The 23,280-nt window shown below is 74.7% G+C and carries 17 protein-coding genes and 1 pseudogene; 5 read left to right on the top strand and 13 right to left on the bottom strand.

Annotation, left to right across the window (positions count from 1 at the left end):
* Positions 1 to 9: 9 nt before the first annotated feature.
* The 4 genes and pseudogenes from AC067J_RS33250 to AC067J_RS33235 all read right to left on the bottom strand — a co-directional run bounded on the left by AC067J_RS33250 (position 10) and on the right by AC067J_RS33235 (position 5,970).
* Positions 10 to 1,896 carry an IucA/IucC family protein gene (locus tag AC067J_RS33250; RefSeq protein ID WP_478305583.1) on the bottom strand — a complete coding sequence of 629 codons (1,887 nt, stop codon included), beginning with the start codon at positions 1,894 to 1,896 and terminating at the stop codon, positions 10 to 12.
* Entirely contained in the window at positions 1,874 to 3,373 is a 1,500-nt protein-coding gene (locus tag AC067J_RS33245; RefSeq protein ID WP_478305582.1) for a lysine N(6)-hydroxylase/L-ornithine N(5)-oxygenase family protein, read from the bottom strand. The genes AC067J_RS33250 and AC067J_RS33245 overlap by 23 nt, the downstream gene beginning before the upstream one ends.
* Positions 3,374 to 3,547: 174 nt before the next feature.
* A pseudogene (locus tag AC067J_RS33240) lies at positions 3,548 to 4,204 on the bottom strand (GNAT family N-acetyltransferase); the annotation flags it as partial.
* Positions 4,096 to 5,970 (bottom strand): IucA/IucC family protein, encoded by a 1,875-nt coding sequence (locus tag AC067J_RS33235; RefSeq protein ID WP_478305581.1) that lies wholly within the window; start codon positions 5,968 to 5,970, stop codon positions 4,096 to 4,098. The gene AC067J_RS33235 and the pseudogene AC067J_RS33240, both read right to left, overlap by 109 nt.
* A 357-nt stretch (positions 5,971 to 6,327) precedes the next feature.
* Here AC067J_RS33235 and AC067J_RS33230 point away from each other — a divergent pair, with 357 nt between their 5' ends.
* Complete coding sequence (locus AC067J_RS33230) at positions 6,328 to 7,497, top strand: trypsin-like serine peptidase (protein WP_478305579.1); 1,170 nt, start codon at positions 6,328 to 6,330, stop codon at positions 7,495 to 7,497.
* A gap of 85 nt (positions 7,498 to 7,582) precedes the next feature.
* On the opposite strand, the gene hflX is transcribed toward AC067J_RS33230, so the two are convergent.
* The 5 genes from hflX to miaA form a co-directional block, all read right to left on the bottom strand.
* A complete protein-coding gene (hflX, locus tag AC067J_RS33225; protein WP_478305578.1) occupies positions 7,583 to 9,091 on the bottom strand; it encodes a GTPase HflX in 1,509 nt (502 codons plus the stop codon).
* Between the two features lie 109 nt (positions 9,092 to 9,200).
* Positions 9,201 to 11,630 (bottom strand): RelA/SpoT family protein, encoded by a 2,430-nt coding sequence (locus AC067J_RS33220; protein ID WP_478305576.1) that lies wholly within the window; start codon positions 11,628 to 11,630, stop codon positions 9,201 to 9,203.
* Positions 11,631 to 11,827: 197 nt separating this feature from the next.
* Positions 11,828 to 12,736: a diaminopimelate epimerase gene (dapF, locus tag AC067J_RS33215; RefSeq protein ID WP_478305574.1), complete on the bottom strand. Its 909-nt coding sequence runs from the start codon at positions 12,734 to 12,736 to the stop codon at positions 11,828 to 11,830.
* 167 nt (positions 12,737 to 12,903) lie between these two features.
* Entirely contained in the window at positions 12,904 to 13,437 is a 534-nt protein-coding gene (locus tag AC067J_RS33210) for a hypothetical protein (RefSeq protein WP_478305572.1), read from the bottom strand.
* Positions 13,438 to 13,664: 227 nt separating this feature from the next.
* On the bottom strand, positions 13,665 to 14,642 hold the full coding sequence (gene miaA, locus AC067J_RS33205; protein WP_478305570.1) for a tRNA (adenosine(37)-N6)-dimethylallyltransferase MiaA: 978 nt from the start codon (positions 14,640 to 14,642) through the stop codon (positions 13,665 to 13,667).
* Between the two features lie 170 nt (positions 14,643 to 14,812).
* Here miaA and AC067J_RS33200 point away from each other — a divergent pair, with 170 nt between their 5' ends.
* Positions 14,813 to 15,136: an antitoxin gene (locus AC067J_RS33200; protein WP_478305568.1), complete on the top strand. Its 324-nt coding sequence runs from the start codon at positions 14,813 to 14,815 to the stop codon at positions 15,134 to 15,136.
* Positions 15,137 to 15,243: 107 nt separating this feature from the next.
* Here AC067J_RS33200 and AC067J_RS33195 read toward each other — a convergent pair whose 3' ends face one another.
* Entirely contained in the window at positions 15,244 to 15,942 is a 699-nt protein-coding gene (locus tag AC067J_RS33195; protein WP_478305566.1) for a class III extradiol ring-cleavage dioxygenase family protein, read from the bottom strand.
* A gap of 77 nt (positions 15,943 to 16,019) precedes the next feature.
* Positions 16,020 to 17,519, bottom strand: a complete 1,500-nt coding sequence (gene miaB, locus AC067J_RS33190) for a tRNA (N6-isopentenyl adenosine(37)-C2)-methylthiotransferase MiaB (RefSeq protein ID WP_478305564.1) — start codon at positions 17,517 to 17,519, stop codon at positions 16,020 to 16,022.
* Positions 17,520 to 17,592: 73 nt separating this feature from the next.
* Between miaB and AC067J_RS33185 the strand changes: the two genes are divergently transcribed.
* Positions 17,593 to 18,612, top strand: coding sequence for a TAXI family TRAP transporter solute-binding subunit (locus tag AC067J_RS33185; protein ID WP_478305562.1), 1,020 nt, complete (start codon positions 17,593 to 17,595; stop codon positions 18,610 to 18,612).
* An 83-nt stretch (positions 18,613 to 18,695) separates the two neighbouring features.
* Here the strand turns inward: AC067J_RS33185 and AC067J_RS33180 are convergent, their stop codons facing one another.
* Positions 18,696 to 20,135, bottom strand: coding sequence for a sensor histidine kinase (locus AC067J_RS33180; RefSeq protein WP_478305560.1), 1,440 nt, complete (start codon positions 20,133 to 20,135; stop codon positions 18,696 to 18,698).
* Between the two features lie 6 nt (positions 20,136 to 20,141).
* Positions 20,142 to 20,897, bottom strand: a complete 756-nt coding sequence (locus AC067J_RS33175; RefSeq protein WP_478305558.1) for a response regulator transcription factor — start codon at positions 20,895 to 20,897, stop codon at positions 20,142 to 20,144.
* Positions 20,898 to 21,333: 436 nt separating this feature from the next.
* Here AC067J_RS33175 and AC067J_RS33170 point away from each other — a divergent pair, with 436 nt between their 5' ends.
* Both AC067J_RS33170 and AC067J_RS33165 read left to right on the top strand, forming a co-directional pair.
* Positions 21,334 to 22,107, top strand: a complete 774-nt coding sequence (locus tag AC067J_RS33170) for an amino acid ABC transporter ATP-binding protein (RefSeq protein ID WP_478305556.1) — start codon at positions 21,334 to 21,336, stop codon at positions 22,105 to 22,107.
* A gap of 134 nt (positions 22,108 to 22,241) precedes the next feature.
* Entirely contained in the window at positions 22,242 to 23,150 is a 909-nt protein-coding gene (locus tag AC067J_RS33165) for a glutamate ABC transporter substrate-binding protein (RefSeq protein ID WP_478305554.1), read from the top strand.
* The last annotated feature ends 130 nt before the right edge of the window (positions 23,151 to 23,280 follow it).

The raw sequence follows: 23,280 nt of genomic DNA, 5'->3' as shown, positions 1-23,280 counted from the left end.
CGTCCCAGCCTACGGGGCGGGGGTGACAATCCGGTCCCGTCGCCCGGGCAGCGGCGCCTCACGCTCCTGCGCGAGCGCGTTGGGGACGGTGCCGTGCCGGGCCGCGTGCGGGCGGTGCGGACGGTCTCCGTAGCCGTCCAGCAGCAGCCGGTTGCGGTTGAGGCAGAGCCGGTCGATCCGCGGCCGGAACAGGTCGAAGAGCGCGAACCGCTCGCCCAGTGCGGGGAAGCGTTCCTGGTACCGGAGGATCTCGGCGCGCAGCAGCGCCCAGAACGCCGCCTCGGGCAGGCCGCTCTGCGCCTCCAGCAGCGGCGCCAGGTACCGGTAGACGCCGATGAAGAGCCCGGAGTGCAGGAACTGGCAGAGGCCCTGCGGGTCCTCGCGCAGCAGTACGGAGTCCACCTCGGCGGGCAGGTCGCGCAGTTCGGGCAGGTCCTGGTCGCTGAGGTTGACGTCGTCGACGAAGTCCTTGACCGCCAGCCGGACCGGCACGTCGTGCTCGTCGAAGACGACGATCGCGTTCTCCCCGTGCGGGGAGAACACCAGTCCGTACCGGTAGAGGAAGTGCAGCAGGGGCGGCAGCATGGCGGAGAACAGCCGGCCGGCCCACTCGGCGGGGGTGAGCCCGGAGCGGGCGACCAGCTCGGCGGCGAGCGCCCGGCCGTCGGTGCCGGTCTGCAGCAGGGCGGCCAGGGTGCGGCCGCGCTCGCCGGGGTCCAGGGCGGGGCCGAGCGGTTCGCGCCAGATCGCGCCGAGCAGCTCCTTGTACTGGTACGGCGCCTCCGGCAGCTCGCGGTAGAGCGGGTGGTCGACGGTGACGGAGGCGATCTCGCCGAGCAGCACCACCCGGCACTCGTCGCGCAGGAACGGGTCCGCGTCGCGCAGGCCGTGGATCCAGGCGGTGACGGCGGGCGCGGCCAGCGTGCGCTCGGTCGGCAGGCCGCGCCAGACCAGGGTGTTGAGGATGGCGAGCGGCAGTTTGACCGTGCAGCGGTCGGGCCGGCTGTGGTTGAAGAAGGAGCGGATGGACTGCTGGGGCAGCCGGAGGTCCCCGTCCCCGGCCAGCGGGACGATCTCACCGGAGGCGATCCACGGGGCGAAGAGCGGGACGACGGTCTCGTCCCACTGCCAGGGGTGCACCGGCAGCAGCAGGTAGTCGTCGGCGGCCGGGCCGAGCGGGGCGCGCAGGGCGGCGGGGTCGTCCAGCTCGCGGCGGTAGAGCTGTTCGGGGTCGGCCAGGCCGGGGACGCCGCGGTACTCGGCGAGGCGGCGGTGGACGGCGATCCAGGGCAGTGGCCGCGGGGTGCGGGCCTCGGGGGCCCAACGGGCGGCGTCGGAGGCGGAGAAGCCGATCCGGCCCTTGTTGGGGACGATCCACGGGTGGCCGCCCTGCCGGCCCTCCAGCTCGGTGTGGCCGAGGTCGGCGAGTTCGGCGGCGGTGAGCCCGGTGGCCAGGAGGTGGGCGTCGGCGATCAGGGTGGCGGTGAGTTCGCGGATCAGGTGGCCGGTGGTGTCGCCGCTCAGGCCGAGGGTGTGCCGGGCGTGGGGCAGGAGGCGCAGCGGGTCGAGGCCGTCGGGCCGGGTGCAGTGGACGGTGGCCGGGTCGACGAACCAGCTCCCGTAGGCGCCGCGGCGGGCGGTGAAGCGGTACTCGGCGTCGGGCAGTTCGAGCCGGTAGGCGCCGCCGGCACCGGTCCCGTCGGCACCGCGCCCGTCGGCACCGCGCCCGCCGGGGGCGGCCGCGGGGGTGCCGGCCTCCTCGGGGGTGATGAGCTCCTCGTAGGCGAACTCGCCGAGCATCTTGGCCAGCAGCACGCGGCCGGCCCGCTGCCAGTTCCCGGCGGTGAGCTGCGGGGGCAGGTACAGCGGCGGTTCAGCGGCCGGCTGTTGCGGCACGGGTGGGCTCCTGGGGTCGGGGGACGGCGGGGGTGTGGTCGGCGGCGGGGGTGTGCTCGGGGGAACGGTCCCGGGCCCGGTCGAGGGGCTGGTCGAGGGTCTGGTCGAGAGGCCGGCCGAGGGCCCGGTCTGCGGGAGGGCCGCCCGCGCGGCCCGCCGCGGGCGGCGCGAAGCCCGTCCAGGCGGTGCGGGCGGGCAGCCGGTGGACGGTCCGACCGGTCACGGCGTTGAGGATCACCGCGGCCCGGTGGGCGCCGAGCCCGAGGTCGGGGGTGCCGACGCCGTGGGTGTGCAGTTCCGCGTTCTGGACGTACAGACCGCCGGTGACCTCGGGGAGCATCGCCACCCGGTGGTCGAGGTCGACCCGGTAACGGCCGGCCCCGTCCCAGTCGACCAGGTGGGCGAGCGGCTCCAGGGCGGCCGGGCGGGCGGCCCGGTAGCCGGTGGCGAGCACCACGGCGTCGGTGCGCAGCACGTGCTCGACGCCCGAGTCGGTGTGCCGGCAGTGGAGTTCGAGCCCGCCGCAGGGTCCGGTCCGGGCGTCGGTGACGGCGGTGCCGGGGGTGATCTCGACCGGGGTGGCGCCGATCGGCCGGCCGACGGTCCGCTCGTACAGGTGGTCGTGGATCTCGGCGAGGGTCTCGGCGGAGGCCGCCTTGTGCAGCTGCCACTGGGCCTCGACGAGGCTGTCCCGGACGCCTTCGGGCAGGCCGTGGAAGTACCGGGTGTAGTCGGGGGTGAAGTGCTCCAGGCCGAGCTTGGAGTACTCCATCGGCGCGAGGGCCCGGGTGCGGGTGAGCCAGCGGAGCCGGACGCCGTCGCCGTGGTGGCGGCGCAGCAGGTCGAGGAAGACCTCCGCACCGGACTGGCCGCTGCCGACCACGGTGACGTCCCGGGCTCCGGCCAGTCCGTCGCGCCGGTCGAGGTAGTCGGCGGAGTGGAAGGCGGCGGGGTGGCCGTCGAGGGCGGCGAAGGCCTCGGGGCGGACGGGCCGGGTGCCGACACCGAGCACCAGGTGGCGGGCCTCGACGGTGCTGAGCCGTCCGGTGGCGGTGTCCCGCAGCTCGGCGCGGTACCGGTCGCCGGCCCAGTGCAGGGCGGTGACCTCGGTGGCGAAGCGGCAGTTGGCGAGGCGCTCGGCGGCCCAGCGGCAGTAGTGGTCGTACTCGCGGCGGGTGAGCTGGAAGCGTTCGGTGAAGTAGAACGGGAAGAGCCGGTCCTGTTCGCGCAGATGGTTGAGGAAGGACCAGGGGCTGGTCGGGTCGGCCAGCGAGACCAGGTCGGCGAGGAACGGCACCTGCATCCGGGCCCCGTCGACGAGCATGCCGGGGTGCCAGCGGAACTCGGGGCGCCGGTCGCAGAAGAGGGTGCGCAGGCCGGGGACGGGCTCGGCGAGTGCGGCGAGTGAGAGGTTGAACGGGCCGATGCCGACGCCGAGCAGGTCGTACGGCCCGGTCGGGGTTGCTGGGGTGTCCATGAGTCGGGAGGTGTCCTAGGCGGGGTGCGGGACTTGGCGGGGTGCGGGACCGGACCGGGCGCGGAGCGCGGCGCCGTCCGGTCCGCCGGGGGTGGCGGGGCGCGGGCCCCCGGGCGGGACGGGGCCGGGGACCCCGGACGCGGCGGGGTCCGGGGCGCGGGCCGGGTCGGGGCCCCGCTCCCGGACCATCAGGGCGGCGCGCTTGCCGGGCAGGTCGAGTTCGGCGGCGAGCCGGAACCCGGCCCGCGCGAAGGCCCGGACGGAGCGCCGGTTGCGGACGTCGGGTTCGGCGACCACCCGCTCGCACCGCGGGCGTTCCCGCAGGACGCGGGCGGCCAGCGCGGCCAGCAGGGCGGTGCCGAGCCCCCGGCCGCGGCTCGCCGCCGGCCCGAGCAGCAGGTGGAGGCCGGTGTCGTGGGGCCGCGCGGGGTAGTGCGCGGCGAGCGGGTCGAGGTCGGCGCGGTAGACCTCCCAGTAGCTCATCGGGGCGTCGTCGAGCAGGCCGAGGCAGGGCACGCTGCGCCCGTCGCCGTCGAGTTGGGCGCGGACGTGCCGTTCGGTGCCGGCGGGCGGGCCGGCGAGCTCCCAGTAGGCGTCGACCTCGGGGTCGTTCATCCAGCGGGCGAGCAGCGCGAGGTCGGCGGGGAGCCGGACCGGGCGGAGCCTGAACTCGCCGGCGGGGGTGGGCATGGCGCCCCAGCCGGTCGGTTCGTCGAGCATGGTCACGCGCCGGCCACCGGGTTGGGGATCTCGACGTAGACGGACTGGGTGGCGACCGGGCCGACCAGCTCGTCCATGCCGTTGATGCGGGTGAGCAGGTTGGCCTTGCAGGGCAGCACGGGCGCGTCCAGCAGCAGGGCGGGCAGCGCGGAGCCGGTGGCGGTGGCGGCCGGCCCGGAGAGGAACCGGCGGAGTGCGGCCAGCAGCACGGTCTCGTCGGCGAGTTGCTGGGAGCCGAGGGCGCCGATCAGGCCGAGGACGTGGTTGATGCCCAGGTAGTAGGCGAAGTGGTGGTCGATCACCCGGTCGTCGAGGAAGGTGTCGCTCTGCGAGCCGAGGCCGGGCAGTCGGGCGGTGAGCCGCTCGGCGGCGCTCTGCCGGTAGTAGTAGCCCTGGTTGTCGCGGTAGCGGCCGCCGCAGGGCCAGCCCTCGGCGTCGAGCAGGACGAGGCTGTTCTGCTGGTGCGCCTCCAGGGCGATGCCGGCCTGTCCGTCCAGCCAGAGGACGGGCAGCACGACGGCGTCCAGGTAGCGCAGGAACCATTCGGCGGCGACGGTGCGCAGCGGGCGCCCGCTGCGGGCGGCGAGCGCGCGCAGGGTGTCGCCGAGCCGGGACGGCACGGTGCCGGCGGCGGCGATGGCGGCGGGGGTGCCGTGCAGGTGCTCGGCGACCAGGCCCGCCACGCAGTGGACGCGGTCGGCGGGTGCGAAGGGCTGGGCGCGCAGCACGGTGTCCAGGCCTCCCGGGTCGCCGAGGCCGGGGTGGTCGACGCCGATCCAGGCCGGGTCGCGGACGACGTCGAAGCCGGGGTGGGCGGCCCGCCACTCGGCGCCGAGGCCGCTCTCCAGCAGCCGGTGCACCTCCAGGCCGCGGTGGAGTTCCTTGCGGAGGTTCTCCCGGCGGGAGTTGGTGATCCGCAGGCCGAGCGAGAGCTTCAGCATCCAGGGGGTGCCGGGCCGGTAGACGGTGCGCACCGAGGAGGTGGGGTACCAGGCCGCGCCGACCGGGCCGAGGTCGTGCAGCCGGCCCTCGGCGAGCAGGGCGGCGACGGCCGGGCGGTGCGCCAGTTCGCGGGCCTGCCAGGGGTGCAGCGGGAGGGCGGCGGTACCGGGCGGCAGCTGGGCGGGGTCGCCGAGGAGTTGGGCGGTGATCCGGTCGGCGCTCTCGGTGAGGGCGGAGCCCGCGGCGAGGAGTTCCCGGTCGACGGCGTACCAGTGCAGTCGGAAGGAGCCGTGCAGTTCGGGCGAATAGGCGGCGCTCTGGGCGGGTCCGAGGCCGTCGCGGCTCTTCGGGGTGGGGTGCAGCGGGTGGCCGAGCAGCAGGGACTGTTCGGCGGCGAGGAACCGCGAGCCCTCGGGTCCGCCGGCGAGCGGGGCGGGGGCGGCCCGGTGGTGGGTGAGGATGTCGGCGGTGCGGACGACCGAGTCGGCGACCCGGGCGGCGAGGTCGGCGATCCGCCCGGGGTCGGGCCGGTCGGCGGCCGCGGCGGCGAGCAGCGCCGCGGCGGTGACGGCGTCCACCGGGGCGTCGGCGGTGTCCGGGCCGGCGGCGAGGGTGGCCGGGCCGAAGCGGTGCCAGCCGGCCGGGGACCAGTGACGGACCGGGGCGGAGAGCCGGGCCGCGCCGCCGAGGACGGCGATCCGCAGGTGCCCGTCCGAGCCGGGGGCGGCGCCGGTCTCGCGGGCCCAGCAGCGCAACAGGGCCTCCATGGCGGCCTGTTCGGCGGCGACGGCCGGGTCCGGGTGGAGCAGCCGGTCGGCCGGGGCGGCGGTCGCCGGGGCGGGGGCCGGGACGGAGGCCGACGCTGCGGCCGCCGGGACGGGGACGGCCGCGGGGGCCGGGGCGTCGGGCGGTGCTCCGGTGAGGGCGGTGCTCAATGCTGCTCCTTGGGGCGCGTGGGATGCCGACGCGCGTGGGGTGGAGAGGAACCGGCGGGCGCTCGCACCGTCGCGTCAGGTAAGGGTTACCTATCCCTGACGGGTGATCACAAGGACGGCTCACTCGTCCGAGTGAAGAACGCCGGTTGTTCACCACTCAGGAGGGAGCGAGGGCCCGTCGTGCCAACGAGCCGGGCGGGACTACGTCACCGCGCCCGGGCGGTCCACGTCACAGATCGGTGACCGCCCGCCGCACCCGGAACCCGGGGGTCGGCCGGTGCCGTCCTGATGCCCAGTGGGAGACTCCAAGGCGGCGGCCCGCCGCCCGCACGCCGATCTACCAGGGGGAAGCACTCCATGCCAGCGATCCACCGGTCAGCCGTGGCCGCGGCCCTCGCCGCGGGAACCCTGCTCGCCGTCACCGCCTGCGGTCCGGACGGACCCTCCGGCGGCGGGGGAACCGCCGCGCCGCCGCCCGCCTCGGGCAGCGCCACCGCCACGGGGGCCGTGGGGGGCGGCATCACGCTTCCGACGGGTCTCCCGACCGGCCTGCTGGAGGGCCTGCCGAAGAGCTGGGACGACCTGACGAAGTGGACGTTCGACGACTGGGACAAGTGGGCGTCCAAGAACGTCTTCAACAACCCGATCGTGAAGGACTTCTGGAACCCGGACAAGATGGGCGACTCCAAGCCGGCCGACCCGGCCCCGCCCACCGCCAAGCCGGCCGACGACGCCGGGGTCACCGACCCCGAGCCGCCGGTGGTCAAGGCCGTCCCGGTGCCGCGCCCGTACACCAAGCAGCCCTCCGGGAAGATCTTCTTCTCCGCCGACGGCGGTCGCGGCAACTGCTCGGCCACCGTGATCACCGACCCGGCACACCCGGGCAAGAGCAACCTGGTCTGGACGGCCGGCCACTGCGTCCACCCGGGCAAGGGCGGCAAGTACTTCAAGGACCTGGTCTTCGTCCCGGCCTACAACAACTCCGGCGCCTCCAGCGGCGGCAAGAAGGCCCCGCTCGCCGAGCTGGCACCGCTCGGCACCTGGTGGGCGAAGGACGTGGTGACCTCGCCGCAGTGGCTGGTCGAGGGCGGCGGCACGGGTGACGCGGCCAGCCAGTACGACTTCGCGATCATGCGGGTGAGCAACCAGAACGAGACCGGCAAGTCGCTGGAGGAGACGGTGGGTTCGGCCGTCCCGGTCTGGTTCGACGCCCCGCGCGACAAGCTCGCCGTCGCGGCCGTCGGCTACCCGCTCTACAAGCCGTTCGACGGCCAGGAGCTCTACCGGTGCGAGGGCGGCAAGCCGACCCGGCTCTCCTTCGACCCGAAGCGCCCGTCGATGCTCACCATCGGCTGCAACATGACCCAGGGCTCCAGCGGCGGCGGCTGGTTCGCCCCGATGCCGGACGGGAAGACCGCCCTGGTCTCCAACACCTCGATCGGCACCCAGGACCACACCTCGCTGAGCGGGCCGTACCTGGAGACGGTCGCCAAGCAGGCGCTGGACTGGATCTCCAAGAAGAAGTAGCCGCCGGCACGAGCGGCCGCAGGAACGCCGACGGGCCCCGGTCCACCTCCCGAGGGAGGGGACCGGGGCCCGTCGGCGTGCGGGCTCAGCCCTGCGGCGTCAGCGCCACGGTGTAGCGCTCCAGCTCCGCGGCCAGCTCGGCCGGCACCTTGGCGTGCAGCAGCGTGCCCTCCGCGGTGTGCTCGGTGGCCAGCAGCTCGCCCTCGGCGTGCACCCGGGAGACCAGGCCGCCCTGGGTGTACGGGACGAGCGCCTGCACCTCGACGGCCGGGCGCGGCAGCTCGTCGTCGATGAGCTTGAGCAGCTCGTCCATGCCCTGGCCGGTGCGGGCCGACACCACGATGGCGTGCGGCTCGCGGCGCAGCAGCCGCTGCAGCACGAGCGGGTCGGCGGCGTCGGCCTTGTTGATCACCACGATCTCGGGCACGTTCTGCGCGTCGACCGAGACGACCACCTCGCGGACGGCGGCCAGCTGGGTCTCCGGCTCGGGGTGCGAGCCGTCCACGACGTGCAGGATGAGGTCGGCCTCGGCGACCTCCTCCATGGTGGAGCGGAACGCCTCGACCAGGTGGTGCGGCAGGTGCCGGACGAAGCCGACGGTGTCGGCCAGGGTGTAGACCCGGCCGCTCGGCGTCTGCGCCCGGCGCACGGTCGGGTCGAGGGTGGCGAACAGCGCGTTCTCCACCAGCACGCCCGCGCCGGTCAGCCGGTTGAGGATGGAGGACTTGCCGGCGTTGGTGTACCCGGCGATCGCCACCGACGGCACCTGGTGGCGCCGCCGCTCCTGCCGCTTGGTGTCGCGGCCCTTCTTCATGTCGGCGATCTCCCGGCGGAGCTTCGCCATCTTCTCGCGGATCCGGCGCCGGTCGGTCTCGATCTTGGTCTCACCGGGACCACGGGTGGCCATGCCGCCGCCGGAGGAACCGGAACCGCCACCACCCATCTGCCGGGAGAGCGACTGGCCCCAGCCGCGCAGGCGCGGGAGCATGTACTGCATCTGCGCGAGCGACACCTGTGCCTTGCCCTCGCGGGACTTGGCGTGCTGGGCGAAGATGTCGAGGATCAGGGCCGTCCGGTCGACGACCTTGACCTTGACCACGTCCTCCAGCTGGATCAGCTGGCCCGGGGTGAGCTCACCGTCGCAGACGACGGTGTCGGCCCCGGTGGCGGCGACGATGTCGCGCAGCTCCTTGGCCTTGCCGGAGCCGATGTAGGTGGCGGCGTCGGGCTTGTCCCGGCGCTGGATGACACCGTCCAGCACCTCGGAGCCGGCCGTCTCGGCCAGCGCGGCGAGCTCGGCGAGCGAGTTCTCCGCCTCCTCGGCGGTGCCGTCGGTCCAGACGCCCACGAGCACCACGCGCTCCAGCCGGAGCTGGCGGTACTCGACCTCGGTGACGTCCTGGAGTTCGGTGGAGAGGCCGGCGACGCGGCGCAGCGCGGCACGCTCGCTGCGGTCGTACTGGTCGCCGTCGTAGTGGTGGCCGAGGTCCTCGTCGATGGCCGCGAGGTCCTCGTCCATGAGGGCTTCCGCCCGCAGACCGTCCGTGCGGCGCGGGGCGTCGGCGTGGTCGCGGGTGTCGAACGTGGAGGTCATTCTGTCCTTAGGCTGCTGGTTCTCGGGTGGCCTGTGCGCGACCGTACGGACGGTCGTGCCCGGAGTCTGCCCAGCTGCCGCCCCGTCTACCACTCGGGCGAGGTGTGAGCTACCCCTCGGGGCCGCGGAACGGGCTGAGACTTCTCTGCCCGGTCAACGCCGCGGTCCGGCCGTGAATTCCCCATGATGTTCGCACGCCCGGCGCGGACGGGGCATCCCCATTTCCCCGGGCCGCGTCGCCCGGCCCCTCCTCCGGCGCCTCCCCCGGTGCGGCGCCGGCCGCCGGGGTCCGCCCGGGGCCGCCGCCCGCCGGGGCGTGCGGGCGGCTGACGTCGTACACCCCGGAGACCCTCAGCATGGCCCGGAGCACGGCCGCCAGCGCGGCCGGATCGGGCAGCTCGACGGTGTAGGTGTGCCGGACCCGCAGCTCCTGCGGCGGCTCGACCTCGGCCGAGACGATCCCGACGCCCTCCGCCGAGATCGCGGCGGTGAGGTCGGCGAGCAGCCGCGGCCGGTTCAGGGCCTCGGCGCGCAGGGTCGCCCGGTAGCCCGCGGGCGGTGCGCCGCCGGGCCGCCAGCCGACCTCCAGCGCGCCGCGGCCGTCGGCCCGCATCCGCTCCCCCGCCGGACAGCCGGCCCGGTGCACGGCGACCGTGCCGCCGCGGATCGGGTAGCCGGCGATCTCGTCGGGCGGCACGGGGGTGCAGCAGCGGGCCAGCCGGACCGGCGCGGCGGGGCGGCCGGCGACCGTGACCGGGGCGGCCGGCCGGTCGGCGGCGGCGCGGTGCGCGGGCGGCGCCGGCTGCCCGGCGGAGGGGCCGGTGCGGACCACCGGACGGCGCGGCGGGTGGTCCGCCAGCCAGCGTTCGATGGCCAGCCGGGCGGCCGGCGTGCGGGCGTGCGCCAGCCACTCGGGAGCCGGGCCGGACGGTTCGGCCCGGTGGGGGCCGGGCCCGGCCTGGGCGCCGCCGGCGCCCCCGGGGGGCCCGGACCCGTCCGGTGCCGCGGGCTCGTCGGTGAGGATGGCGACCTGGTCGCCGTCCTGGAGGACGGTGGAGAGCGCGGTGAGCCGGCCGTTGACCCGGGCCCCGATGCACCGGTGGCCGGTCTCCTCGCCGATCAGGTAGGCGGCGTCCACGCAGCTGGCGCCGGCCCTCAGCTGAAGCGTTTCGCCGTGCTCGGTGACGACGGTGATCTCGCGGTCCCCGGCCAGGTCTGCGGTGAGCGCGGACCAGAAGGCGTCCGGGTCCGGGGTCTCCTGCTGCCACTCCAGCAGCCGGGAGAGCCAGCCGGGCCTGGCCGGGTCGGTGCGGTCCAGCTCGTCCGCGCCCTGGTCGACGCCGGGCTGCCGGGGGTCGCCGAGCGCGACCACGCCGGTCTCGGCGACCTCGTGCATCCGCCGGGTGCGCACCAGCACCTCGACCACCTCGCCGCCGGACAGCGCGACGGCGGTGTGCAGCGACTGGTACAGGTTGAACTTGGGGGCGGCCACGAAGTCCTTGAACTCGCCCGGCAGCGGCGTCCAGCAGGTGTGCAGCTCGCCGAGCACGGCGTAGCAGTCGGCGTTCTCCTCGACCACCACCAGCAGCCGGCCGAAGTCGGCCGGCTGCGGCCCCTGGGGCCGGCCGTCCGGGCCGGGCGCGGCGGCCCGCTTGAGCAGCACCCGGTGCAGCGAGACGCAGTGCCGGGGGCGGACGGTGACCTCGGCGGCGACCCCGGCCTCGGCCAGCTGGCGGCCCAGGGTCCGGGCGAACGGCTCCAGCAGGGTGTCCTGGCCGGCCTCGTGGCGGGCGAGCAGGGCGCGGGTGCGGGTGTGCTCCTCGGGGTGCAGGGTGGCGAAGACGATGTCCTCCAGCTCCGCCTTGAGCACCTGGATGCCGAGCCGTTCGGCCAGCGGGATCAGCACGTCCCGGGTGACCTTGGCGATCCGCACCTGGCTGGCCGGCTTCATGTGCCGGATGGTGCGCATGTTGTGCAGCCGGTCGGCCAGCTTGATCACCATGACCCGGACGTCGTCCCCGGTGGCGACCAGCATCTTGCGGAAGGTCTCGGCCTCGGCGGCCGCGCCGAAGTCGACCTTCTCCAGTTTGGTCACCCCGTCGACCAGGTAGGCGACTTCGGGACCGAACCCGGCCCCGACCTGATCCAGCGTCAACTCGGTGTCCTCCACGGTGTCGTGGAGCAGGGAGGCGACCAAGGTGGTCGTCTCGGCGCCTAGTTGGGCCAGGATCATGGTGACGGCCAGCGGGTGGGTGATGTACGGCTCGCCGCTCTTCCGCTTCTGCCCGCGGTGGCTGGCCTCGGCCAGCCGGTAGGCACGGCCGAGCAGACCGAGGTCGGCCTGCGGGTGGTGCCGCCGGTGGGCCTGGACCAGCGGTTCGAGGGCGTCCGGCACCGGCGGGCGGCCGGTGGCCAGCAGCGCGGCCCGACCGGCGCGGCCGAGGGCGGCCCGACCCAGCCCCCCGAGGGGCCGCCTGGGCCCGGCCTGCCGTGCGGACGTCGGCTGCCCCGCCAGGGGCTGCCCGGCTTCGATGGTCATCGGCACCTCCGGCAGCGGTCACCGGGAGCTTGGGCCGACCCGGTGGTCCATGCTACCGAGCAGAGCACGTTCCGCGATGCCCTGCTTCCCGTCCGTCATCGGTATCACCCGAACGGGAGGATTCGGCCGCATACGGAATGGGCAACCGTCCGGGCCGCGCCGCCAGGCGCGGGCCCGTCCGCCGCCGCGCGCGGGTGTCACCCCTCCAGTGCGGCCAGCCAGCCCGGGTCCAGCTCGCCACGGGCCACGATCACGGCCGGACCGGTCTTCTCCACCCGGCCGTCCGGGTGCTCGGTGATCACCAGCCGGCCGCCCAGCACGTCCACCGTGTAGGTGACGGCCTCGCCGGTGACCGCCGGGTCGACGCCGTCCCGGCGGGCGGCGGCCACCGCGACGGCGCAGGCACCGGTGCCGCAGGAGTGGGTCTCGCCCGAGCCGCGCTCGTGCACGCGCATCGCGACGTGGCGCGGTCCGCGGTCCACCACGAACTCGACGTTGACGCCCTCCGGGTAGGCGCCCCCGGGGCTGGTGGCCGGCGCCTTCAGCAGGTCGCCGGCGTGGTCCAGGCTCTCGACGAAGGCCACCGCGTGCGGGTTGCCCATGTTGACGTTCAGCGCCGGCCAGCGCCGCTCGCCGACGGCGACCTCGATGCCGTCCGGGCCGGGCAGCGCCGCACGGCCCATGTCCACGGTGACCTCGCCCGGCGTGCCGTCCTCGGCGTCCTCGGCGACCCGCACCGTCCGCACCCCGGCCCGGGTGGCCACCGCCAGCTCGCCCGGCTTGGCCAGCCCGGCCTCGACCAGGTAGCGGGCGAATACCCGGACGCCGTTGCCGCACATCTCTCCGATCGAGCCGTCGGAGTTGCGGTAGTCCATGAACCACTCGGCCCGGTCGGCCTGGTCGGCCGAGGCCGGATCGGCGGCGGCGCGCACCACGCGCAGCAGCCCGTCACCACCGATCCCGGCCCTGCGGTCGCAGAGCGCGGCGACGGCACGCGGGCCGATGGCCAGCAGGCCGTCCGGGTCGGGGAGGATGACGAAGTCGTTCTGGGTGCCGTGCCCCTTGAGGAAGGGGAGGCCGGCGGGCTGAGCGGAGGATGCGGTCACCCTCCCGATGCTACCGAGCCGGCCCGGACCGCCGCGCTCCGGTTCCAGGACGCGGACGGGCGCCTCGACGGCCGGTCACCTCACGGAGGGGCACCTCGGCGGCCGCGCACCTCGCGGAAGGACACCACCGCGGACAGGCGCCGCCGGCCGGGAACGACCGACCGACCCTACCGGCCGGAGAGCCGGACCACCCGCCAGAGCGCCAGCGCGCAGGCGGCCAGCACGATCAGCGTGTAGATCACGATCGCCTTCCACCCGGCCCGCTCACCGGTGCCGCGGCGCGGCAGGCCCGGCCACTTGTAGCCGGCGTGCCGGGCGGCCATCGCGCCCCAGCCGACCGAGGCCGCGGTGAGCAGCAGGCCGAGCATCCCGATCATCGCCGAGCCGGTCCCCGCCGAGCCGAAGGCCAGTGGGAAGGCGAACATCAGCGAGCCGGCGGTGGCCAGCAGCGCGATCGGCAGGGTCTGCCACCAGCGCAGCCGGCGGCGCGGGCGGATCTCCCGCTCGTGCACGGCTCCGGCCGGGGCGCGGGTGTCCAGCGCCGGCAGGGCGACCGCGTACGAGGTGGGCGCGTCGAGCCCGGGCAGCACCGGCAGGTCGGGCAGGGTCGAGGCGTCGAGGCCGTCGGCCTGCGCCGTGGCGGCGCTGCCGCTCCTCGACGCGGCACCCTGGCCGGTTTCGGGGCCGGTACCCGTCGACACGCGGCCTCCCCTGACAGTTCGACACGAGTGGGACTCGCGGCCGGGCACGATCGACCCGCCGGGTCGATCCCTTATGGCATCGATGATGGCATGTCCAGGGGGGCGTTCCGGGCCTGACCGGGGTCGTCGGGTGATCCGTGGCCATCACGTGATCCGGTCGTGACCGCCGGTTCGTCCTGCACGGCCGTCTGCGCGCGCAGCTGCACTGCCAGGTGGCCGGAAAGCGCCTACCGGACGGCGGGTTCCTGACGGTCGATCAGTTCGAGCGAGCGGTCCAGCAGCCCGACCGGGTCGGTGCCGGCCGGGCGGGCGAGCCAGTGGATCCGGTCGTCGCGGCGGAACCAGGACTCCTGGCGGCGGGCGAACCGCTTGGTGGCCCGGACGGTCTCGGCACGCGCCTCGTCCTCGGTGCACTCCCCCGCGAAGTGGTCCAGCACCTGCTGGTAGCCGAGCGCCCGGGAGGCGGTCCTCCCCTCGCGCAGCCCGAGCCCCTCCAGCGCCCGCACCTCGTCGAGCAGCCCGGCCTGCCACATCCGGTCCACCCGCAGGGTGATCCGCTCGTCCAGCTCGGACCGCGGCACCGCCACGCCGATCTGCACCGCGTCGTAGACGGCGGTGTTGGTCGGCAGGCTGGCGGTGAACGGCTGCCCGGTGATCTCGATGACCTCCAGCGCCCGGACGATCCGCCGCCCGTTGCTCGTCAGGATCGCCTCGGCGGCCGCCGGGTCCAGCCCGGCCAGCCTGCGGTGCAGCACGTACGGGCCGGCCTCGGCCAGCTCGGCCTCCAGCCGGGCGCGGACCTCCGGGTCGGTCCCGGGGAACTCCATCTCGTCGATCGCCGCCCGCACGTACAGCCCCGAGCCGCCGACCAGGACGGGGGTGCGGCCGGCCGCGAGCAGCCGGTCCATCTCGGCCCGGGCCAGCCGCTGGTACTCGGCGACGCTGGCGGCCTCGGTGACGTCCCAGATGTCCAGCAGGTGGTGCGGGATCCCGCCGCGCTCCTCCGTGGTGAGCTTGGCGGTACCGATGTCCATGCCCCGGTAGAGCTGCATCGAGTCGGTGTTGATCACCTCGCCGCCGAGGACTCGGGCGATGGCGACGGCCAGGTCGGACTTGCCGGCGGCGGTCGCGCCGACGACCGAGACGACGCGGGGCCGGCCGGGCTCGACGGGCCGGGCGGACGGGACGGCGGGAGAGCTGCTCACCGGTCAAGTCTGCCAAAAGCGCCGACCCGCCGACGGCCCTGCCCGTCCGGCCCGGCCGACCGGGCGACCATATGACCGTTTGCATCCGTTTTCGGCCACACCGAACCGTTGCGAACGGTTCGCCCGTGACGGACGTTGTGAGAGAGACAGCGAGAGAAGGGTGAGGCGCCATGGGTCTGATGGACAACCTCAAGGGCAAGGCCGGGGAGCTCAAGGGCAAGGCCAGCGAGTTCGCCGGCAAGCACAGCGAGCAGATCGAGAACGCGGTCGACAAGGCCGGCGGCGCGATCGACAAGGCCACCAAGGGCAAGTACTCCGGGAAGATCGAGCACGGCACCAGCAAGGCCAAGGGCGCGGTCGACGACTTCGCCCACAAGCCCCCGGCGCCCGGTCCCGGAACCTCCGTGAACGGCACCCCCGGCCCCGGCACCCCCGGTCCCGGCACCCCCGCGAACGGGGCTCCCACCGACGGCCCGCAGGGCCCGGCCGTCTGACGGGCGGCGGCCGGCCCGGCAGCCCTCGGCGACCGGGGCCGGCCGCCCGCGGACCCGGGACCGGAGCCCGGAACCCGGGGCCCGGAGCCCGGGGCCCGGCCCGAGCCTCAGCTCCAGGCGGCGACCAGGTACCCCACCCCGTACGGCGCGTCCTGGTAGCCCAGTCGCGCCGTGAGGCCGACCCCCTCGGCGGCGCCGGCCAGCACCTGCCAGGGCGCCCGCCCCTCGGCCTTCAGCTCGGCGGCCAGCTCCGCGTCCAGCGCGGCCAGCGCCGCGGTGTCCGCCGAACCCAGCGCCCGCGCCAGCTCGGCGTCGAATCCCTCGGCCCGTTCGTCCAGGTAGCCGGGCGCCTTCAGCGAACGGCAGGCGCTGCCGTCCCCCATCACCAGCAGCCCGACCCGGTCGGCCAGCCCGGCCAGGCCCTGGCCCAACCCGAGCATCCGGTCGGCGGGCGCGTCCGCGGGCACCGCGCAGGCGTGCGTCGGCAGGGTCGTCCCGGCCCGCTCCAGCAGCCAGGCGCCGACGGTCAGCGCGGGCGCCAGCTCCGGCCCCTCGGCCCGGCCGCCCGGAAGTGCGGCCACCAGCGGCACCCCGTACCGGTGGAAGGAGCCGGCCCCGCCCTCGGTCCACACCTCGGCCTCGGGCCCGGTGCCGACCACCACGAGCAGTTCCGGCGCGGCGGCGAGGACCGCCGCGACCGCTTCGTCGCAGGCCGCGCGGAGCGGCTCCAGCTCGGCGGCCGCCCCGGCGGCGACCTCCGGGACGAGCAGTGGCGGACAGGGGCAGACGGCGGCGGCAACCAGCATGTGGATCACTGTAACGAACAACGCGAGCGGCCCGGCAGGATCCGTGATCCCGCCGGGCCGCCGCGCTCGGGGCACGGTCAGTCGCCGCAGCAGCCGCCCGCCGGGGCCGCGAGCGGCAGCGCCGCCGGGGCTCCGACGGACGGCAGGCCCAGCATCACGCCGGCCGGCTTGGCGGCGGGCTTGGCCTGGCGCTTCTCCCAGGCGTCCCCGGCCCGGGTCCGGCGCACCGCGAGGGTCGGGCCCTCGGCCAGCAGGTGGTGCGGAGCCGCGTAGGTGATCTCCACGGTGACCATGTCACCGGGGCGGACCGGCTCCGTCGGGCGGGTGAAGTGGACCAGCCGGTTGTCGGGGGCGCGGCCGGAGAGCCGGTCGGTCCGGTCGTCCTTCTTGCCCTCGCCCTCGGCGACCAGGACCTCCAGGGTGCGGCCGACCTGCTTCTTGTTCTCGTCCCAGGAGATCTCCTCCTGGAGGGCGATCAGCCGGTCGTAGCGGGCCTGGACGACGGCCTTCGGGATCTGGTCCGCCATGTCGGCCGCCGGGGTGCCGGGGCGCTTGGAGTACTGGAAGGTGAAGGCGTTGGTGAAGCGCGCCTCGCGGACCGTGTGCATGGTCTGCTCGAAGTCCTCCTCGGTCTCGCCGGGGAAGCCCACGATGATGTCGGTGGAGATGGCGGCGTCCGGCATCGCCTCCCGCACCTTGCGGATGATGCCCAGGAAGCGCTCCTGGCGGTACGAGCGGCGCATCGCCTTGAGGACGGTGTCCGAGCCCGACTGCAGCGGCATGTGCAGCTGGTGCATCACGTTCGGCGTCTCGGCCATCGCGGCGATCACGTCGTCGGTGAAGTCGCGCGGGTGCGGCGAGGTGAAGCGGATCCGCTCCAGGCCCTCGATCTGCCCGGCGGCGCGCAGCAGCTTCGAGAAGGCCTCGCGGTCGCCCAGGTCGGAGCCGTAGGCGTTGACGTTCTGGCCGAGCAGGGTGACCTCGATGACGCCCTCGTCGACCAGCGCCTCGATCTCGGCGAGGACGTCACCGGGGCGACGGTCCTCCTCCTTGCCGCGCAGCGCCGGGACGATGCAGAAGGTGCAGGTGTTGTTGCAGCCGACCGAGATCGCGACCCAGGCGGCGTACGCGGACTCGCGGCGGGTGGGCAGGGTGGAGGGGAAGGTCTCCAGCGACTCCAGGATCTCGACCTGGGCCTTGCGCTCGACGGCGGCCCGCTCCAGCAGCGCCGGCAGGTGCCCGATGTTGTGGGTGCCGAACACCACGTCGACCCAGGGGGCCTTCCGGACGATGGTGTCGCGGTCCTTCTGCGCCAGGCAGCCGCCGACGGCGATCTGCATGCCCTTGTGGCGGGTCTTGACCGGCGCCAGCTGCCCGAGGTTGCCGTACAGCTTGTTGTCGGCGTTCTCCCGCACCGCGCAGGTGTTGAACACGACCAGGTCGGGGTCACCGTCCTGCCCGGCCTTCACGTACCCGGCGTCCTCCAGCAGGCCCGAGAGCCGCTCGGAGTCATGGACGTTCATCTGGCAGCCGTACGTGACGACCCTGTAGCTCTTCGATCCGCTGTCACCACTCACCCGACCAGGGTACGGGCAGCCGCGAACGACTTTCCCCCTCCCGTTCGCCGCACGCGCCTGGCACTATCCCTGCATGACCCCCGACACCCGCTCCCGCCCCGGCGCCGCCGTCCGGACGGCGACCCGCCGCCCGCTCTGGCGGGTGCTGCTGGTGCTGGTCCTGGTGGCTGCGGGCCTCAGCGGCTGGTGGCTCTCCGAGAGCCGCTCGCCCGGCTACCCGCAGGGGTACACCGGTCTCGCGACCGGGGTGAAGCGCGGGGTGTACGACCGGTACGGGCAGCTGTTGGAGGCCCACGTCACCAAGGCGATGCCGGGGGTGCGGCTGCGGCTGGACAACTCGGAGGGGTCGATCGACAACCTGGCCCGGGTGACCGACGGCCGGGACGACTTCGCGATCGCCACCGCCGACGCCGTCGCCCAGTTCTCGGGCCCGGGCCGGGAGAAGCTGCGGGCGATCGCCCGGCTCTACGACGACTACCTCCAGCTGGTCGTCCCGGCCTCCTCGCCGGTGCGCCGGGCGTCCGACCTCAAGGGTCTGCGGGTGGGCGTCGGCCAGTCGCTCTCCGGGGTCAACCTGGTCACCAAGCGGCTGCTGGCCGCCGCCGGGCTGGATCCGGACCACGACATCAAGCCCGTGCCCCTGGGCGTCGGCGACGCGGCCGACGAGCTGCGGGCCGGCGAGCTGGACGCGTTCTTCTGGTCCGGCGGGCTGCCGACCAGCGCGCTGACCGACCTGTCCGACCACGTCCGGATCCGGATCGTGCCGCTCGGCGACCTCGCCGAGGCGGTCCACAAGGTCGATGGCGGCGGCACCGACGCCTACCGGGCGGCCACCATGCCGAAGGGCACCTACCCCAACGCCGAGCCCCGGGACGCGGTGGCCACCGTGGCCGTCCCCAACCTGCTGATCACCCGGGCCGACGTCGACGACGACCTGGTCCAGGGCATGACCAGGGCGGTGATAGACAGCCGCGACCAGATCGGCGCCAAGGTGCACGCCGCCCAGCTGGTCGACCTGCGCACCGCCGTCTACACCGACCCGCTCCCCCTGCACGAGGGCGCGATGCGCTACTACCGCTCCGTCAAGCCGTAGGGCCCCGGCAACCGCCCCCGCAACCGCCCCCATGGCCGCCCCGGCCCCGACCGGCCCGGTCCGGCCCGCCAGGCCCGCCCCGGCTAGAGCTCCTTCCTGCCCGCCCGCGGCACCGCGAGGGTCACCGCGAGCCCGGACGGCACGACCGCGCCGAAGGTGAGCGAGCCGCCCGCCGCCTGCAGCAGGGTGCGGGCGATCGACAGGCCCAGGCCCGAGCCGTCCACGTTCTGGTGGCGCGCGCTGCGCCAGAACCGGTCGCCGGCCCGGGCCAGCTCCTCCTCGGCGAGGCCCGGCCCCTGGTCCGAGACGGTCACCGCGACCTCGTCGCGCCGCACCGCGACCAGCACCCGCACCCGGCTCCCGTCCGGCCCGAACTTGATCGCGTTGTCGAGCACCGCGTCCAGCGCGCTGCCGAAGCCGATCGGGTCGGCCAGCCCGAGCGCCAGGGCCGGCCCCTCCCAGGCCAGCTCGATCCCGCGCAGCCGGGCCACCGGCCGCCAGGCGTCGGTCCGGGCCAGGGTGAGCGCGGCGAGGTCGGTCGGCTCCGGCTCGGGGCGGGCGTGCTCGGCGGTGGCCAGCCCGAGCAGGTCGTCCAGCACCCTGGCCAGCCGGACGCCCTCCTCGCGGACCCCGCCGAGCTCCTCCTCGTGCCCCTCGGGAAGCTCCAGGCCCAGCACCTCGACCCGGAGCAGCAGCGCCGCCAGCGGGTTGCGCAGCTGGTGCGAGGCGTCCGCGACGAAGGCCTTCTGCTGGTCGAGGGCGAGCACCACGTGGTCGGCCATCTCGTTGAAGGAGCGGGCCAGCCGCCGCAGCTCGGGCGGCCCGCCGCCGGACGCCACCCGGGCGTTCATCCGGCCGGTGGCGATGTCGTGGGTGGCCCGGTCGAGGGTGCGGACGGGGCGCAGCACCCATTCGGTGAGCCGGACGGCCAGCAGCACCGCGACGATCATCGCGGCGGCCTCGCCGGCCCCGATCACCAGCCAGCGGTGCAGGACCCGGGTGCGCAGCGCGCCGGTCGGGGACTCGCTGAGCACCACCGCGACGACGTCGCCGTCGCGGACCACCGGGGTCGCGACGGTGAGCGTCCGGTCCGGGGTCCACGGCCAGACCTGCGGCGGGTTGTGGCTGCGGCGGCCGTCGAGCGCCTCCTGGAAGGCCTGCTCGCCCCAGCCCGCGGTCGGCACCCGCCAGTCGGCCGGGGCGACCGCGATCGGCATGCCGTCGCGCTGGAAGATGCCGATCCGCACCCCGTACAGCTCGTGGTAGCGCACCACCTCGTTGCCCAGGGCGTGCCGGCGGCTGACGTCGCCGGGGGCCGGCTGCGGGTCGCCCTTGAGGGCGGACTCCAGGCCGGAGACGCCCGAGGTGGGCAGGTCCTGGGCGAACCGGGCCGCGTCGTCCAGCCGGTCGACCACGACCCGGCTCTGCTCGGCGGCGGCGACCGCTGCGGCGAGCGGCATCCCGAGCGCGGCGAGGACGCACAGCATCAGCGCGATCAGGATGCCGAGGAGGCGGTTGCGCACGTGCGGTCAGTGCTCCGCGCGGGCCGGGGGCGGCGTGTCGGCAGCGGTGGCCGGGCACTCGGGGATCAGCCGGTAGCCGACGCCCCGGACGGCCTCGACCAGTCCGGGCAGGGCGAGCTTGGTGCGCAGCGAGCCGATGTGCACCTCCAGGGTGCGGCCGTTGCCCTCCCAGCCGCTGCGCCAGACCTCGCTGAAGATCTGCTCGCGGCGGTAGACCACGCCGGGGCTCTGGGCGAGCAGCGCCAGCAGGTCGAACTCCTTGCGGGTGAGCGGCACGTCCCGGCCGTCCACGCTGACCCGGCGGCGTTCGCGGTCGATCACGATGCCGCGGGACTCCAGCGGGCCGCGCTGCTGCGGCACGGTGTCCGGCGCGGGGGCGGCGACGGCGGCGGGTGCGGCGCCGCGGCGGGCCACGGCGTGGATCCGGGCGAGCAGCTCGCCCATGTCGTAGGGCTTGGTGACGTAGTCGTCGGCGCCGAGGTTGAGGCCGTGGATCCGGGAGCGGATGTCGGCGCGCGCGGTCACCATGATCACCGGTACGCCGCTGCCGGCCCTGATCCGGCTGCAGACCTCGAAGCCGTCGCGGTCGGGCAGTCCGAGGTCGAGCAGGACCACGCGGTAGGGCTCGTTGCCGTCCGGCACGAGCGCGTCGAGCGCCTCGTGGCCGCTGCGGGCGTGCCTGACCTGGAAGCCGTGCCGGCCCAGTACCGCGACGAGCGCCGCGGCCACGCGTTCGTCGTCCTCGACGAGCAGTAGTCGCACCTCGGTTCTCCTCCTCTCCCCGACGTTCCCGGGGGTCCTCTCGTGGTCGTCACGGCCCCCTGCCGGGCAGGTCCCGGTCCTGCGCAGTATGGGCCAGCCGGGGCCCGGACGCCAGGCTCGGCCACCCGCCGGAACCGGGCGGGACGGGGTGCTCCGGGGCGGGTGCCCGCTGTCACCGCGGCCCGCGGGGGCCGTCTCCGGGGCCGCCGGACGTTGTCACTGTGCCCGTACCGGGGCCCGGTGAACAGCCCGCGCCCGGCGCGTGGCCAGATCGTGATGCTCAAGTTCCGCTCAGATCGGCTGACGTGGCACCGTCAGCGCTCCTATGGTCAGCCCACCGAGGGCCGCGGCTCCGCCGGCTGCGGCCCTCGGATTCCTACCACCATTGCAGCCCAAGGGAGTTCGTCCCTCGGGCCGACACGAGGGAGCAGGCCCGATGACCACGAGCCTCAGCAAGGACTCCCGCGCCGACGCCGCTCCCCTGGTGGTCCTGCGCAATGTGAACAAGCACTTCGGCGCACTGCACGTGCTCCAGGACATCGACCTGGAGATCGCCCAGGGCGAGGTGGTGGTCCTGATCGGACCCTCCGGCTCGGGCAAGTCCACGCTCTGCCGGACGATCAACCGGCTGGAGACCATCGACTCCGGCACGATCTCCGTCGACGGCCGCCCGCTGCCCGCCGAGGGCCGGGAGCTGGCCCGGTTGCGGGCCGAGGTCGGCATGGTGTTCCAGAGCTTCAACCTGTTCGCGCACAAGACCGTGCTGGAGAACGTGGTGATCGGCCAGGTCAAGGTCCGCGGCATCGCCCGGGACCAGGCCGTCCGGACCGCCCGGGAGCTGCTGGAGCGGGTCGGCGTCGGAGCCCAGGCCGACAAGTTCCCGGCGCAGCTGTCCGGCGGGCAGCAGCAGCGCGTCGCGATCGCCCGGGCCCTGGCGATGAACCCCAAGGTGATGCTCTTCGACGAGCCCACCTCGGCGCTCGACCCCGAGATGATCAACGAGGTGCTGGAGGTCATGCGCCAGCTGGCCGCCGACGGCATGACCATGGTGGTCGTCACCCACGAGATGGGCTTCGCCCGCTCCGCCGCCAACCGGGTGCTCTTCATGGCCGACGGCCGGATCGTCGAGCAGAACACCCCCGAGGCCTTCTTCACCGCGCCCCGCTCGGACCGCGCCAAGGACTTCCTCTCGAAGATCCTGCACCACTGATCCCCCGGGCCGGCCCGAGGCCGACGGCGGCAAGGGCGCCGCCGCCGGTCCGCCTGCCCGCTTGCCCGCCCGCACCCGGATTTCCCTCCGCCAGAGCCCGGTTGAACCGTGGCCAAGCCCCAGGAGCTACCCTCATGAGGACTCGTCGCACCCTCGCCGTCGCGCTCTGTGCCATCGCGCTCACCGCCACCGCCGCCTGCGGGAAGGACGGCACGCCGGGCGCCGACAAGGCGAGCTCGGGCGGCAGCGCCGCACCGGCACTGCCCACCTACACCGTGAAGACCGACGTCAAGCTGGACTCGCCGGCCCTGGCCGCGGCCAAGAAGCGCGGTCAGCTGATCATCGGCGCCAAGTCCGACCAGCCGTTCCTCGGCTGGGAGGACCTCGCCTCCGGCGACCGCAGCGGCTTCGACATCGAGATCGCCAAGATGGTCGCCGCCGACCTCGGCTTCACCCCGCAGCAGATCAAGTGGCAGACCCTGGTCTCCTCGCAGCGCGAGCCCGCGATCTCCAACGGCCAGATCGACTTCTACGTCGGCACCTACAGCATCAACGACGAGCGCAAGAAGACCGTCTCCTTCGCCGGCCCGTACTACGTCGCCGGCCAGGACCTGCTGGTGAAGGCCGACAACACCGCCATCACCGGCCCCGAGTCGGTCAACGGCAAGAACGTCTGCACCGCCACCGGCTCCACCTCGATCAAGAACATCCAGCAGTACTCGCCGAAGATCACCCAGTTCGACACCTACTCGGCCTGCGTCGAGAAGCTGATGTCCGGCGAGGTCGACGCGGTCACCACCGACGACGCCATCCTCAAGGGCTACGCCTCCAAGTACGCGACCAAGCTGAAGGTCGTCGGCAAGCCGTTCACCAAGGAGAACTACGGCGTCGGCCTGAACAAGGACGACAAGGTGCTCCGCGACGCGATCAGCGACGCGCTCAAGGCCCACCAGGACAACGGCGACTGGAAGAAGGCCTACGACGCCACCCTCGGCCTCTCCGGTTCGACCGCGCCGCAGCCGCCGGCGCTGGAGCGCTACTGACGGCCGGGCGGGGGCGGCCGCCCCCCCCCCCCCCCCCCCCCCCCCCCCACAAACCCCCCCCCCCCCCCCACCCCCCCCCACCCCCCCCCCCACCCCAGGGGCGCCGCCGTGGGGTAGTGGTTGAGGACCG

This window comes from Kitasatospora sp. NPDC042419 (assembly GCF_056437345.1).
This window is presented reverse-complemented; position numbering and strand designations above follow the sequence as displayed.